This window comes from Clostridium yunnanense (assembly GCF_016595795.1).
In the GTDB taxonomy this organism is placed as follows: Bacteria; Bacillota; Clostridia; order Clostridiales; family Clostridiaceae; genus Clostridium_AR; species Clostridium_AR yunnanense.
In genome coordinates this window covers 14,956-29,125 of the sequence record NZ_JAENHN010000029.1, presented here as the reverse complement: position 1 = coordinate 29,125, position 14,170 = coordinate 14,956, and the positions used below count along the sequence as shown (strand labels likewise).

Here is a 14,170-nt window from a genome sequence, read left to right as displayed (position 1 = left end):
GATAAAATATCATTGTTGTGTGTGAGTGAGGGTTAATTTGTGATGTGTTTTAAGAGAGAAATTAAATGAAAATTTGACTTTTTATAGAGAAATTATGCACTACGCTCAATAGCCCATAAAGAATTCTTTTTTGGATTCACAGCTTAAGGTTGTTGGTATTAAATTACCTGAACGGGTTATAATATATAATGAATTAATAGATTTTGGAGGGATACCATAATGATATCAGCAGGAGATTTAAGAAAAGGTACAACTTTTGAATTAGATGGACAAGTGTTTACTGTTGTTGATTTCTTACATGTTAAACCAGGTAAGGGAGCAGCATTCGTTAGAACAAAATTAAGATATGTAATGTCAGTTGGAGTTATCGATAGAAACTTTAATCCAACTGAAAAACTTCAAGAAGCTGTTATTGAAAGAAAAGAAATGCAATACTTATATTCAGATGGAGAACTATACTACTTCATGGATCAAGAGACATTTGAACAAATTCCTCTTAACCACGAAAAAGTTGAAGATGCAATAAAGTTCTTAAAAGAGAACATGTTTGCAGTAATCAAGTTCTACAAGGGATCAGCTTTCTCTGTTGAAGCTCCAAACTTTGTTGAACTACAAGTAACTGAAACTGAACCAGGTGTTAAGGGTAATACTGCTACAAATGTTCAAAAACCTGCAACTGTTGAAACTGGTGCTATAGTAAACGTGCCTATATTTGTAAATGAAGGTGACGTAATAAGAATAGACACAAGATCTGGGGAGTACATGGAAAGAGTATAGGCTGAATATATGCTAAGTTCAATATGAACTTAGCATATTCATTTTATTTTTAGTAAATTATAAGATAGATTTATAGATCACTATGTTTTACTGTAGGAAAAAAGTAATCTATGCTAAGCTAAAAATAAAATGAATATTATGTCGCCTGCCAAGTTTTTCTCATATGCATTCGGAAACGCAGATGCGAAAAAAATCACTGAAGAAAGTCGCTTCAGCGACTTTTTTATCCTAACTTAAAGGATGTGTAGAACTATGAAGGAATTAAAAGAAAAAATATCAAAACTTAATGAATTTCTTAGTGGAGATTCAGGTACGGAAGATAAAGATTTTAAAGCTGCGGTAATAGAAATCTTAAATTATATTAGTGATGAGGTTGAAACTCTTCAAGTTAATCAAGAAAGCTTGGCAGAGAATGTAGAATTTTTAAATAATGATATCTCTGATATACAGGATGATTTATTTGAAGATGTTTCTGTAGATGACTTGGAGTGCGGAGATGAAGAGTATGTTGAAATAATATGTAAGAGTTGCGGAAAAGGTATATTCTTTGAGCAGTCTGCATTAGATAATAATACTATAATTCCTTGTCCTTACTGTGGTGCAGAAATCAATAAATAGACTTTTGGTAAGTAGAAAATAAAATCACTTTGGGTATCGTATAAAAACTTAATATTTAACGATGAAACCTTAAAAAGAAGCTATCAAATTATTAAATAAAATAATTTGATAGCTTCTTTTTGTTTTTAGGATGTACTACTTCGCATTAAAATTTATATTTTTGAAGCTCTCACCAGAAACCGTGAGAGTTTTAAAAATAGTTTTCGGATCGAAGTGGTTCATCTTTATATATAACTTTTTTAAAACAGGTGTAATATTTTTTTACTTTACTTAATATTATTATACAAATAACAAAAGTTGAGAGAGGGGGATTTTATGGATGATTTAAAAAATGTTCTACCGATAGAATTGATAAGGCTTATAGAAGATAGGCCAGATTCAAGTAAACTACAAGAGATAAGACTTAAGTGTAATAAACCAGTGATGTTAAACATAGACAATAGAGAAGTAATCCTAAATTACACCACTAATCAAAATGAAATTAATAATATCTTTAATAAGATAAGTAATTTCTCTGTTTATGCCTTTGAGGAGGACATAAAGCAAGGTTTTATAACTATTAGAGGTGGTCATAGAATAGGGGTTACAGGGCATTGGGTAAATGATGACGGAGTAATAAAGTCATTAAAGTCAGTTTTTTCTATAAATATAAGAATAGCCAGAGAAATAATAGGTTGTTCTAATAGTTTATTGCCTCATGTTGCAAAAGGGGACAAGGTGTATAATACCATCCTGGTATCTCCTCCTAAATGTGGGAAGACGACACTACTTAGAGACCTTGTAAGAAATATTTCAAATGGGTATTTAAAATATAATATAACTGGGAAAAAAGTATGTGTAATAGATGAGAGAAGTGAGATTGCAGCGTGTCATATGGGGATTCCACAGATGGATGTAGGAGTAAGAACAGATATCTATGATAACTGTTTGAAAAATGTGGGGCTCATGATGGCTATAAGATGTATGTCTCCTGAAGTTATTGTATGTGATGAAATTGGTACAGACAGAGATGTTGAAGCGATTGTTTCTGCATTTAATTGCGGAGTGAATATTATTTCCACTATACATGGAAACGATGAAGATGATCTTTATAGCAGACCAGTATTTAAGAAGCTAATTGAAAATAAAGTCATCGAAAAAATAATAGTTTTAAGTAATAAAAATGGAGTTGGAACCATAGATAAAATAGTGGATATTAATTCAGATAGGCGGGTGATAAATATTGATTAAATATTTACTGCTGTTTATAATAATGGCTTTGTCGTCAGCAACTGGATATGTATATGGAGAAAAGTTTAAGAAGAGGGTGTTTTGCCTTCATGAACTTATAAATGGATATGTAAATTTAGAGAATGAAATGACCTATACCTTTACTCCATTACCAGAAGCCTTTATCAATACTGGAAAAAGACTTAAAGATCCCATATCACAGTTATTTAATTCTATAGGAACTAAACTTAAAGACAATGAAGCTGACAACGTGTATTTGTCTACTAAGGATAGTTTGGAACTTTATAAGGAAAAGATTAATCTTAATGAAGTGGATATAGGTATAATTCTAGATTTAGCAAAGTCTTTGGGAACTACTGGTATTGATGGGCAAAGAAAGATATTTTCCATGACAATAGATAGAATAAAAAGCAATACAGAAAAAGCAGAAAAAGAGTGCGATAAATATTCAAAGATGTATAAATCACTAGGTGTATGTGTTGGATTTATGCTAATTATCTTCTTGATTTAGTAGGAGGCGAGTAAATGTTAGATCTTTCTCTAATTTTTAAAATTGCAGGTGCAGGTATAATATTGCTTATCATTGATAAAGTGCTTAAAGGCAGTGGAAAAGATGATGTTGCTACTATAGCTAATATTGCTGGAATTGTGATAATACTTACCATGGTTATAAATCTAATCAGTAAGCTATTCGATTCAGTAAAAACTATGTTTATGCTTTAGGTGTGGACATGCTTATTGTAAAGATTGTTGGATTTTGTTTTGTATCTTTATTCCTATATCTGCTGCTAAAAGAAAGGAAAAGTGAGATTTCGGTATTTATATCAATAGTCGCGGGAATATTGATATTTCTTGTACTGATTCCTCAAATAACTCAAATAATTGATTTTGTAAACAATATGTCAAGCAAAGCTAATATAGATACTGCTTATATCGGAATTGTACTAAAAATTGTTGGAATAGCCTACCTTACATCTTTCTGTAGTGAAATATGCAAAGATTCGGGAGCTAATAGTATAGCATCAAAGGTTGAGTTTTCAGGAAAAGTTATGATACTGGTATTATCAATCCCGGTACTTATGGCTGTACTGGACTCCATATTAAGTATAATGCAGGTGTGATTATGAAAAAATGGTATACGTTACTAATAAGTTTTTTTCTGGTCATTATGACTAGTAAAGTGGTATACGCAGATGATAATGTGGACAAGCAACAAATAGATAATAGTAATCAAATACAAAGGTTATATCAATATATGGATAATATGAAAACTAATGAAGAGATTATGAATGGCATGAGTCCAAGTGAATATGTCAAAAGCTATTTGAAGGATGGAAAAGATCCTCTAAGCTTTGATAGGATCGTTGGAGCCTGTACAAGTGTTTTCATTAAAGAGGTGCAATCAACACTGAAATTAATGATATCAGTAATAGTTCTCGCTATACTTAGTACTCTTTTAAAAAATATACAAGGAGCTTTCTCCAGTGAAAACATAAGTAATATAGCATTTTACGCCTGTTACGCTGTGATGATACTTATACTTAGTAAAAGCTTCTTAATATCAGTAAATCTAGCGAAAGATACTATTAAACAGCTTACAGATTTTGTTGCTGTGTTATTGCCGGCGCTTGTGCTTTTATTATCAACAGCTGGTGGAATAACTCAGGCAGCTACAATGGATCCTATAGTACTAGGTGCAGTAAGCTTAACGCCTAGACTATATGTAGACATAATAATTCCCTTAATCTTGATGATATTCGTCCTAGGGTTTGTAAACAACATATCAAATGAGCACAAAATTGATGGACTCGTGAAAGTAGGTAAGCAAGTGATTTTATGGATGCAAGGAATAGTGCTTACGATTTTCATTGGTTTACTTACTGTAAGAGGAATAGCATCAAATACAATAGATGCAGTAACTTTAAAAACAGCAAAATTTGCTGTAGATAATTTCATACCAATAGTTGGAAAGGCGCTGTCAGATGCTATAGCAACTGTGGCTGGATACTCATTACTACTAAAAAATGCTGTAAGTTCCATTGGACTTATAATAATGATATTCTTAATGCTTTTTCCAATAATAAAGATGGTAGTTATGGTATTTATCTATAAAATATCTGCTGCGGTTATAGAACCTGTAGCGGATAAAAGGATTGTAAGTTGTATAACAACAGCTGCGGATTCTTTAGTTTTAATTACCTCAAGCCTTATAAGTATAACAGTTATGTTTTTTGTTATGACTGCAATAATGTCAAGTGCAGGCAAGTTCATAGTGGGAGGTTAGAGCTTATGGATCTACTTAGAAGCTGGATAATCTCTTTATGTACAACTCTGATATTCATGACTGCAATAGAGTTATTATTGCCTGATAACAGTACAAAAAAGTATGTAAAATTTGTTCTTGGTCTTATTTTAATAGCAGTGATTATAAATCCGTTTATAAGGCTATTTACCAAGAATACTATAGATATTAATACTTTTGTAGCAAAGTATGAGAATCTCGCTACTTCAAATACTGATAATAGTAGCACAACTAGTGTTACAGAAGAAAAGTTTTTTTCTAATTTAGAGAAAAATTGTGCCCAATTGATAAAGACTAATTTAAGTGACTTAAACTGCGACGTAAAAATTTTAGGTAAGCTTGATGTAAAAGCGACAAATTTTGATATAAATCATATAGAAGTTTATGTAAAAGATAAAAAAGTAAGTAGTTTGGATAACACAACTGTAAATAATACAAATAAACAAGAATTTAACTCTACTACAAGCAAACAAATCAAAAGCATATTAAGTAAGGAGCTAAATATAGATGAGAAAAAAATATATGTATATAAAGGTGAGTGATTAGAAAGTGGATTTCTCAAAATTATTCCAAAAGCTAAAAAACTCTTCAGAAGGTGCTAAGACAAAAAATTTAATTTTAATATGTTTAACATTTATTTTTATTTATATAGTGTTTACTTTTTTTACAAATAAACCAATGATACCTACATTTTCTTCAAATCAAAATAAGACACAACAGATTGATTCCGCAGATAAACAAACAAGACAACAGTATGAGGATGAGCAAAAGAGTCAACTTAAAAGTATTTTAAAACAAATAGAGGGGGTTGGGAATGTAGATGTAATGATAACCTTTGAAAGTGATGAAACCAAGGTTCCAGCAGTAGATACAAATTCTCAAAAAAATACTAATGAAACCACTGACAAGGAGGGAGGGAAACAAAGTAACAGTCAAGAGTCAGGTTCTAGTAAGGTTGTTATAACTTCCAATAGTAGTGGAAATGAACCGCTTATAGTGAAAACATATAAACCCAAAGTAGTAGGAGTAGTTGTTGTAGCTGAAGGTTCAGAAAATAGTAAGATAAAATACGACATTTCAAAAGCAGTGTCGAATTTATATGGTTTGCCAATGGATAAAGTTAATGTATATCCGATGAAAAAGTAGCATATAATTCTATGAAAACAGATGGGAGGTTTTTATAAATGAACAGAAAACAAGCAGGTATAATTTTAACACTACTAGCACTTATAGTATGTGCTGGTATCTTAGCAGCGAGGGTTAATGGACAAGTCGATGATGGGACAGGCAGTAGCTTGACATCATTACCATTCACAAAGGATAATGGTGATAAGACAGCATCAAACACAAAGGATTATTTCTATGAATCAAGAAATACTAGAGAGCAACAAGATGCTCAAACAATGCAGAATTTAAAATCCATTATAGAAGATAAGAATACTTCTGCAAACCAAAAAACTGATGCTCAAAAAGAGCTTACAGCTTTAACAATGGCTAGAGATTATGAAACTAGAATTGAATTAAGTGTAAAAGGTAAAGGATTTGAAGATGCACTTTGCCTAATAGAAGGTCCAAAGGCTAGAGTAATAGTTAAGTCAAAAGATAGTTTAAATGAAAAGCAAAGCATACAAATTCAAGAATCTGTAGCTAGCGTTTCAAAAATAAAAGATGTTGTAATTGAGGCAAAACAATAACAATTGTATTCACAATAATATTTTGATATAATATACCTATGATTAACAGGTTTTGCTAATGTAAAGCTTAAGGAGGTAGTGAGCGTTGGAAGAATTAAATAGAGAAGAAACAAACGTTGGAGTTGTAAAGATTTCTGATGAGGTTGTTAGTGTTATAGCTGGTATAGCGGCAGCAGAAATAAGTGGAGTAGTAGAAAGTAATCCAGGTGTTACTGGTGGAATAACTCAAATATTTACTGGTAAGAAGAATACTGGAAAAGGTGTAAAAGTATCAATTGAAAATGGAGAAGCACAGATAGAGTTAACTTTAGCAGTACTTTATGGAACAAGAATTCCTGACGTAGTTGTGCAGGTTCAAGATAATGTTAAGAGAACTGTTGAAGCCATGACGGGATTATCTGTAGCAGCAGTTAATATTTTTATACAAAACATAATTGTTCCTAAGATTGACGAGAAATCAGAAGAAGTTCATGAATAGTTTTAAACCCTCTGTTTACAGAGGGTATTTCCTTGTGTAGAATTATAAAGTTGAACAACCTAGGTATATATGAAAACTTAATTTATATTTGTTTCAAAATAGTTAGCTTAGGAGATTTTATGGCCAGTGCAAATTAGTGGCTTGGTTAGGAATACTAATAGATCAATTGGAAAAGTAACTTAGGCTTACTGTTTAAGCTTTTTATTTTTCGACTATAATAATATTATTATAGTTCTAAAATGTATACTAACAAAATCCATAAGTATTTTTCAATATTTACTATTTTATGTGTTTTAACTCTATTATTACTAGAGGATATGTACTAATTTAGTTAGTGTGGCAATCTAGAATTTGTTATAATGAAAACACTAGAAAAATACTTATCAAATATAATTGGACTTATTTTACTGTAAAGGAAAGTATGAAATTTTCAAACTAGCTAAACCTAGAGTGTTCAACGATTATACAAGTTTTTTGGGATATACATCAGAAAAAGAAAACTTATTCGCCTGCCAAATTTTCCTCATATTCATTCGGAAAGGCAGATGCGTAAAAAATATTAATACCTTTAAAGTCTAGGAGGACATATGAACAGAATAAGAACTAGAGAGATTGCAGTACAACTTACATACCAAATGATGATAAATAAAGAAGAGCCATCTGAAGCTATAGAGAGCTTTAAAGAAGCTTTTGAAGGTGATATAACCGAAATAGATGATACATATTTAAACCAAGTTATTAATGGCATAAATGAGAAAAAAGACCAATTAGACGCTATAGTAGAAAAGTATCTAGTAAACTGGAAACTTGGCAGAGTGTCAAAAGTTAATCTTTCAATTTTGAGAGTAGCACTTTATGAGATGTTGCATTTCGAAGATATTCCAAATAAAGTAGCTATTAATGAAGCTTTAGAGATTGCTAAGAAGTTCTCAGATGAGAAGTCTGTATCTTTCATTAACGGAGTATTAGATAAAGCATTAAAAGATATGTAGTTTTATTAAGTTTGGGGGCTATGAATATGGGTGAGATAATTGACGGAAAGAAAGTTGCAGCAACGGTAAAAGAAAATATCAAAGAATTTATAAGAAGTAGGGCTATAGAGGGGAAAAAGGTTCCAACAGTTGCTTCAATACTTATTGGAGATGATGGTGGTTCCATATACTATCAAAATAGTCAGTTTAAGATTGCAGCTGATTTGGGTATTGATTACAAGAAAATCAATTTGCCTTCCAACTGTACTGAGGAGGAAGTAATTAATACTATAAAGCAATTAAATGAAGATAAAGGTATTAATGGTATAATTTTATTACTACCTTTACCTGATAGTTTTGATGAAAAGAAGATTATAGCTGCTATAGATCCTTCAAAGGATATAGATTGTCTTACTGATGTATCAATAGGAAAGTTTTATAGCGGAAATGATGGGTTTATACCATGTACACCAAGAAGTGTAATGACTCTCTTAGACTATTATAATATTCCGCTAGAAGGAAAAAAAGCTGTAGTAGTAGGAAGAAGCAATGTTGTAGGGAAGCCTGTTGCACAATTGCTTCTTCAGAAGAACGCAACTGTAACAATATGCCATTCAAAAACAAACAATCTAAAGGGTGTTTGTAATGAAGCTGATATTTTAGTTGTAGCTATGGGGAGACCCAATTTTATAGATAATAGTTATATAAAGAAAGATGCAGTAGTTATAGATGTAGGTACTTCTTCATTAAATGGAAAAATCACTGGTGATATTTTATTTGATGAAGTAGTGACAAAGGCTGCAATGATTACTCCAGTACCAGGAGGAGTAGGGTCACTTACAACTACCCTTCTATTTTTAAATGTATGTGAGGCGATGGAAGATTATGATTCTAAAGACTCTTTCGGTAACAGAAGTTAATAATTATTTGAAGAAAATAACAGATAATGATTTTATTCTTAATAACCTGAAAATCAAGGGAGAAGTATCTAACTTTAAAGTTCATTCAAGTGGACATATTTATTTTTCCTTAAAGGATGAAAATAGCAAGGTAAACTGTGTTGTTTTTAAGGGGGATGCTGTAAATGTATCATCAAATATTAAGGATGGGACAAAGGTTGAGATAAGAGGAAGACTTTCAATATATACTAGAGATGGTTCATATCAAGTTTATTGTAAAGAGATAAATGAATATGGGGTAGGGGATTTATATGCTCAATTCGAGCAATTAAAGAAACAGCTATTAAATGAAGGGCTTTTTGATGAAAAATACAAAAAGCCTATTCCATATTTACCAAGAACAGTAGGGGTTATAACGTCTGAAACTGGAGCGGCTATAAGAGATATTATAAATGTAATTCAAAGGAGAAGTCCTTATTTAGATTTAGTTATATATCCAGCTTTAGTTCAAGGTAAAGATGCACCTGCTGCTCTAATAGAGGGAATAAAGCATTTTAATAAGAATAAGAATGTTGATGTGATAATAATAAGTCGTGGTGGAGGTTCTATTGAAGAACTATGGGCTTTTAATGACAAGAGTTTGGCTTATGAAATATTTAAATCAAAAATTCCTATAGTTTCTGGTGTAGGACATGAAATAGACTTTACTATAACTGATTTTGTAAGTGATTTAAGAGCACCTACACCATCTGCAGCGGCAGAAGTTGTGGCTCCGAAGCTTGAAGAAATAAATAACAATTTAATTAGACATAAAGCATATTTGAATCAATTTATTAATAGTAGAATAACCAACGAAAAAGAAAAAATAAACTATGTTAATAGAATATTAGAAAATAATAGTCCAAAGAACTTGATAATTAACAAATATAGAGATGTAGACAGCAAAAAAGAAAAATTGACTGATCTTATGATGAAAAAAATTGAAAATAATAGATCGAATCTAATTAATATAAATAATATGTTAACATTGCTAAATCCAATAAATGTTTTAAACAAAGGTTATGCTATAATAGAGGATAACAATGGAAGGTTAGTTCAAGATATCGATACTTTAAGTTCTTTAAAGGAAATTGAAGTAAAGATGAAGGATGGAAGCGGTAATTTTAAAATTGAACCTAAAGGGTGAGGTGTCTTATGGTAAAGAAAAATGAATCTTATGATGAGATGTTTAATAAACTTGATGACATAGTAAAAGACCTTGAAAGTTCTGAGTTAAATTTAGAGCAATCATTAAAGGTTTACGAAGAAGGCGTAAAATTGGTTAATAAACTTTATAAAACTCTTAATGACATGGAAGGAAAGATAAAGGTTATTAATGCAAAAGAAGAAATAAAGGATTTTACAATTGAAGGATAAATGATTAAAACTTCAAATTTACGTTAAAATAAAAGGAGTAAGTAATGGGCATTAAAAATATCAAAGGACTGATAGATGAATATCTTGATAATTATTTCATCGCAAGAGATGGAGAAAATAAGTTAATATATGATGCAATGGCCTATAGCTTAAATATAGGTGGCAAAAGAATACGACCTATAATAATGATGTTAACTTATAACTTGTATAAGGAAAACCTTAAAGATATACTGCCTATGGCGGCAGCTTTAGAAATGATACATACATATTCGCTTATACATGATGACTTACCTTGCATGGATAATGATGATTTAAGACGTGGGAAACCTACCAGTCATAAAGTTTTTGGAGAAGCTATTGCAGTTTTGGCAGGTGACGGTCTTTTAAATGAGGCTTTTTCAATTATGATTAATTACTCCCTTTCAGACAAGAGGTTAGAAGCCTTAAATGCAACAAAGGTAATAACAGATGCTGCAGGTGGAAATGGAATGATCGGTGGCCAGGTAGTAGACATAATAAACGAAGGTAAATCAATTTCAGAAAATACCCTTAAATATATGCATGAAAAGAAAACTGGTGAACTGATTAAAGCAGCTATAGTAGCTGGAGCAATTCTGGGAGAGGCAACAGAAGAAGATATCCATACTTTAAAAGAATATGGATATAAATTAGGTCTTGCTTTTCAAATAAAAGATGACATTCTAGACGTTTTAGGAAGTACAGAAAAGCTTGGAAAAAAAGTAAAAAGTGATGAAAATAACAATAAAACTAATTTTATTACTGTTTATGGTATAGAAAGATCAGAAGAGTTATGTAAAGAAATTACGGCAGAATGTTTAGCTCTTTTAGAAAAATTAAATAAAGATACAAGTAAACTTAAGGAGTTAACTCTAGAGCTTTTACATAGGGAATCATAATTATATAGAAGGAATGAAAAATATGTATAAATATTTAGATAAAATCAAATGTCCTAATGATGTTAAAAAGTTAAATTCTACTGAAATTTTAGCGCTTTCAGGTGAAATAAGAGAGTTCTTAATTGATAATGTATCTAAGACTGGTGGGCATTTAGCATCAAATTTAGGTGTTGTAGAAGTAACTTTAAGTTTATTTAAGGTGTTTAATCTAGAAAAAGATAAGGTTGTTTGGGATGTAGGCCATCAAAGCTATGTACATAAAATTCTTACAGGAAGAAAAGATAAATTTGAAACTTTAAGAAAATATGGTGGAATAAGCGGTTTTCCTAAACGATGTGAAAGTAAGTATGATTCATTTGATACAGGACATAGCAGTACATCTATATCTGCAGCGCTAGGTATGGCAAGAGCAAGGGATATATTAAAAAAAGATAACCATGTGATAGCGGTGATTGGTGATGGTGCTTTAACAGGTGGGATGGCTTTCGAAGCGCTTAATGATGTAGGATATAGTAAAACTAACTTGATAATAATTTTGAATGATAATCAGATGTCCATATCAGATAATGTTGGAGGACTTTCAACTTATTTAAGTAAGGTTAGATTGGATCCAGGTTATAATAGATTAAAAAATGAAATTAATAATACCTTAAACCAAACAACGGTAGGTAAAAATATTGCTACTTCGATAAGCAAGATAAAAGATAGTATAAAGCAGTTAGTAGTGCCAAGTATGCTTTTTGAAGATATGGGATTGAAATATTTAGGTCCAATCGATGGACATAATATAGATGAAATAAGTGATATGCTTTACAAAGCAAAAAAATCAGATGGACCAGTTATAATACATACAATAACTCAAAAAGGAAAAGGCTATAATTTTGCCGAAGAGAATCCAAATAAATTTCATAGTATAGCTCCTTTCGATAGTTGTAGTGGAGAACTATGCCCTTCAAACACAAGAACATATTCAAATGCCTTTGGAGAAAGTTTAATTGATATTGCAAAAGAAATTGATGAAGTAGTAGCTGTAACTGCAGCAATGCCTGATGGAACTGGACTAAAGAAATTTGCAAAAGAATTTCCACACAGATTTTTTGATGTAGGAATAGCAGAACAGCATGCAACAACATTGGCAGCTGGTATGGCAAAAGAAGGCCTAAAACCAGTATTTGCAGTATATTCAACGTTCTTGCAAAGAGCTTATGATCAAGTGTTACATGATGTGTGTGTACAGAATCTACCAGTAGTTTTTGCTATAGATAGAGCTGGGATAGTTGGAGAAGATGGAGAAACACATCAAGGAGTATTTGATATATCATATCTCTCACATATACCTAATCTTAATATAGTGGCACCAAAGTGCCTAGAGGAAGTAAAACCTATACTAAGATGGGCACTTACTCAAAATGAACCTGTAGCTATTAGATATCCAAGAGGTGGAGATCTAACAGGTATAGAATTAAGTCCTATTGATAAAATAGAAAAAGGTAAGTGGGATTTAATGAGAAAAGGTAAGGATGTAGTTGTAATTGCTACTGGCAAGATGGTTCAACATGCAGAAGCTGCTATAAAACTTCTTGGAGAAGAGTATAATGTTGGACTAATTAATGCTACATTTATAAAACCATTAGATAAAAATCTTTTAGATGATATAGCTAAGGATTATAAGCACGTAATTACAATAGAAGATAATGTTATAAGTGGTGGACTAGGTAGCCAAATATTGAATTATTTTAATTCACTAGAATATAAAGGTAAGATTGTAAACTTGGGATATGAAGATAAATTTATACAACATGGAGATTTAAGTACTCTATATAAATTGAACAAACTTGATATTACTTCAATAAAAGATGAAATAGCAAATGTGTTTTCAAAATTCCTCTAAGATTTTAGAATGGACTTTGAAAATATAAACTTAATTACGAAATGGTTAATCTATATAGATATATTTATCAAGTAAGATCCTATTAATAGTTAGTAGGATTGTTGATAGATTTGTAAATAATAGAAATATTATATCTATATATAATTGCAGATATAGAGGAGATAAAATGGGAGACAAAAAAGAAAGATTGGACATTCTTCTTGTGGAAAAAGGATTCTTTCAATCGAGAGAAAGAGCAAAGACTAGTATAATGGCTGGAAATGTTTTTATAGATGGAAGAAGAGTAGATAAGAGTGGCGAAAAGGTAAAGGTAGAAGCAGAGATTATAGTAAAAGGTAATGATATTCCATATGTGAGTAGAGGCGGCTTTAAGTTAGAAAAAGCTATGAAATCCTTTGATATCGAGCTAAAGGATACGGTATGCTTAGATATAGGAGCATCTACTGGTGGATTTACTGATTGTATGCTGCAAAATGGAGCAAAAAAGGTTTATGCAATAGATGTTGGATATGGTCAGTTTGCTTGGAAGCTTAGAACTGATGAAAGAGTTGTATGCATGGAAAGAACTAATGTAAGATATGTTACTGAGGATCAATTAGCTGAGAAAGCAGACTTTGCTTCAATTGATGTATCCTTTATATCGCTTACAAAAGTAACTCCTGCAGTAGTAAATCTTCTTCATGAAAAAGGTGAAGTTGTAGCATTAATAAAGCCTCAATTTGAAGCCGGAAGAGAGAAAGTTGGTAAAAAAGGCGTAGTTAGAGACCCAGAAACTCATAAAGAAGTAATTAAGAAGATTGTGGGATTTATATTATCGCTAAATTTATCAATCAAAGGTTTAGATTTTTCACCAATTAAAGGGCCTGAAGGAAATATTGAGTATTTAGTATATTTTACGAAGGCGCAATATGAAGCAGACTTTAATATAGATGAAAGAATTGAAAAGGTAGTTCAGGACTCTCATAATAATATATAGC

General features: G+C 31.2%; 18 protein-coding genes. All 18 read left to right on the top strand.

Annotated elements, in window-relative coordinates; genetic code table 11:
• Positions 1-219 precede the first annotated feature (219 nt).
• Complete coding sequence (gene efp, locus JHL18_RS10255; RefSeq protein ID WP_200268788.1) at positions 220-777, top strand: elongation factor P; 558 nt, start codon at positions 220-222, stop codon at positions 775-777.
• A gap of 252 nt (positions 778-1,029) precedes the next feature.
• The gene (locus JHL18_RS10250; protein WP_200268786.1) at positions 1,030-1,395 is read left to right on the top strand and encodes a CD1247 N-terminal domain-containing protein; all 366 of its coding nucleotides are present in this window, start codon (positions 1,030-1,032) and stop codon (positions 1,393-1,395) included.
• Between the two features lie 315 nt (positions 1,396-1,710).
• Positions 1,711-2,625, top strand: a complete 915-nt coding sequence (spoIIIAA, locus tag JHL18_RS10245) for a stage III sporulation protein AA (protein ID WP_200268784.1) — start codon at positions 1,711-1,713, stop codon at positions 2,623-2,625.
• Positions 2,618-3,136: a stage III sporulation protein SpoIIIAB gene (gene spoIIIAB / locus JHL18_RS10240; RefSeq protein WP_200268782.1), complete on the top strand. Its 519-nt coding sequence runs from the start codon at positions 2,618-2,620 to the stop codon at positions 3,134-3,136. The genes spoIIIAA and spoIIIAB overlap by 8 nt, the downstream gene beginning before the upstream one ends.
• A gap of 14 nt (positions 3,137-3,150) precedes the next feature.
• Positions 3,151-3,348, top strand: a complete 198-nt coding sequence (spoIIIAC, locus tag JHL18_RS10235; RefSeq protein WP_128212850.1) for a stage III sporulation protein AC — start codon at positions 3,151-3,153, stop codon at positions 3,346-3,348.
• Positions 3,349-3,356: 8 nt separating this feature from the next.
• A complete protein-coding gene (gene spoIIIAD / locus JHL18_RS10230) occupies positions 3,357-3,746 on the top strand; it encodes a stage III sporulation protein AD (RefSeq protein WP_200268781.1) in 390 nt (129 codons plus the stop codon).
• A gap of 2 nt (positions 3,747-3,748) precedes the next feature.
• Positions 3,749-4,909 (top strand): stage III sporulation protein AE, encoded by a 1,161-nt coding sequence (gene spoIIIAE, locus JHL18_RS10225; protein WP_200268778.1) that lies wholly within the window; start codon positions 3,749-3,751, stop codon positions 4,907-4,909.
• Between the two features lie 5 nt (positions 4,910-4,914).
• A complete protein-coding gene (gene spoIIIAF, locus JHL18_RS10220; RefSeq protein ID WP_200268776.1) occupies positions 4,915-5,469 on the top strand; it encodes a stage III sporulation protein AF in 555 nt (184 codons plus the stop codon).
• A gap of 7 nt (positions 5,470-5,476) precedes the next feature.
• Positions 5,477-6,073 carry a stage III sporulation protein AG gene (gene spoIIIAG / locus JHL18_RS10215; protein ID WP_200268775.1) on the top strand — a complete coding sequence of 199 codons (597 nt, stop codon included), beginning with the start codon at positions 5,477-5,479 and terminating at the stop codon, positions 6,071-6,073.
• Between the two features lie 38 nt (positions 6,074-6,111).
• Entirely contained in the window at positions 6,112-6,621 is a 510-nt protein-coding gene (locus JHL18_RS10210) for a SpoIIIAH-like family protein (protein WP_200268773.1), read from the top strand.
• Between the two features lie 85 nt (positions 6,622-6,706).
• Positions 6,707-7,099: an Asp23/Gls24 family envelope stress response protein gene (locus JHL18_RS10205; protein ID WP_200268770.1), complete on the top strand. Its 393-nt coding sequence runs from the start codon at positions 6,707-6,709 to the stop codon at positions 7,097-7,099.
• Positions 7,100-7,686: 587 nt separating this feature from the next.
• Positions 7,687-8,091 carry a transcription antitermination factor NusB gene (gene nusB, locus JHL18_RS10200; protein ID WP_200268768.1) on the top strand — a complete coding sequence of 135 codons (405 nt, stop codon included), beginning with the start codon at positions 7,687-7,689 and terminating at the stop codon, positions 8,089-8,091.
• A 26-nt stretch (positions 8,092-8,117) separates the two neighbouring features.
• Positions 8,118-8,990, top strand: coding sequence for a bifunctional 5,10-methylenetetrahydrofolate dehydrogenase/5,10-methenyltetrahydrofolate cyclohydrolase (locus JHL18_RS10195; RefSeq protein WP_200268766.1), 873 nt, complete (start codon positions 8,118-8,120; stop codon positions 8,988-8,990).
• On the top strand, positions 8,956-10,155 hold the full coding sequence (gene xseA, locus JHL18_RS10190) for an exodeoxyribonuclease VII large subunit (protein ID WP_200268764.1): 1,200 nt from the start codon (positions 8,956-8,958) through the stop codon (positions 10,153-10,155). Before JHL18_RS10195 ends, xseA begins: the two co-directional genes overlap by 35 nt.
• 8 nt (positions 10,156-10,163) lie before the next feature.
• Positions 10,164-10,385, top strand: a complete 222-nt coding sequence (locus JHL18_RS10185) for an exodeoxyribonuclease VII small subunit (protein ID WP_200268762.1) — start codon at positions 10,164-10,166, stop codon at positions 10,383-10,385.
• A gap of 44 nt (positions 10,386-10,429) precedes the next feature.
• On the top strand, positions 10,430-11,302 hold the full coding sequence (locus JHL18_RS10180; RefSeq protein ID WP_200268760.1) for a polyprenyl synthetase family protein: 873 nt from the start codon (positions 10,430-10,432) through the stop codon (positions 11,300-11,302).
• A 22-nt stretch (positions 11,303-11,324) separates the two neighbouring features.
• Positions 11,325-13,193, top strand: coding sequence for a 1-deoxy-D-xylulose-5-phosphate synthase (gene dxs, locus JHL18_RS10175; RefSeq protein WP_200268758.1), 1,869 nt, complete (start codon positions 11,325-11,327; stop codon positions 13,191-13,193).
• 166 nt (positions 13,194-13,359) lie between these two features.
• Positions 13,360-14,169: a TlyA family RNA methyltransferase gene (locus JHL18_RS10170; RefSeq protein ID WP_200268756.1), complete on the top strand. Its 810-nt coding sequence runs from the start codon at positions 13,360-13,362 to the stop codon at positions 14,167-14,169.
• The last annotated feature ends 1 nt before the right edge of the window (position 14,170 follow it).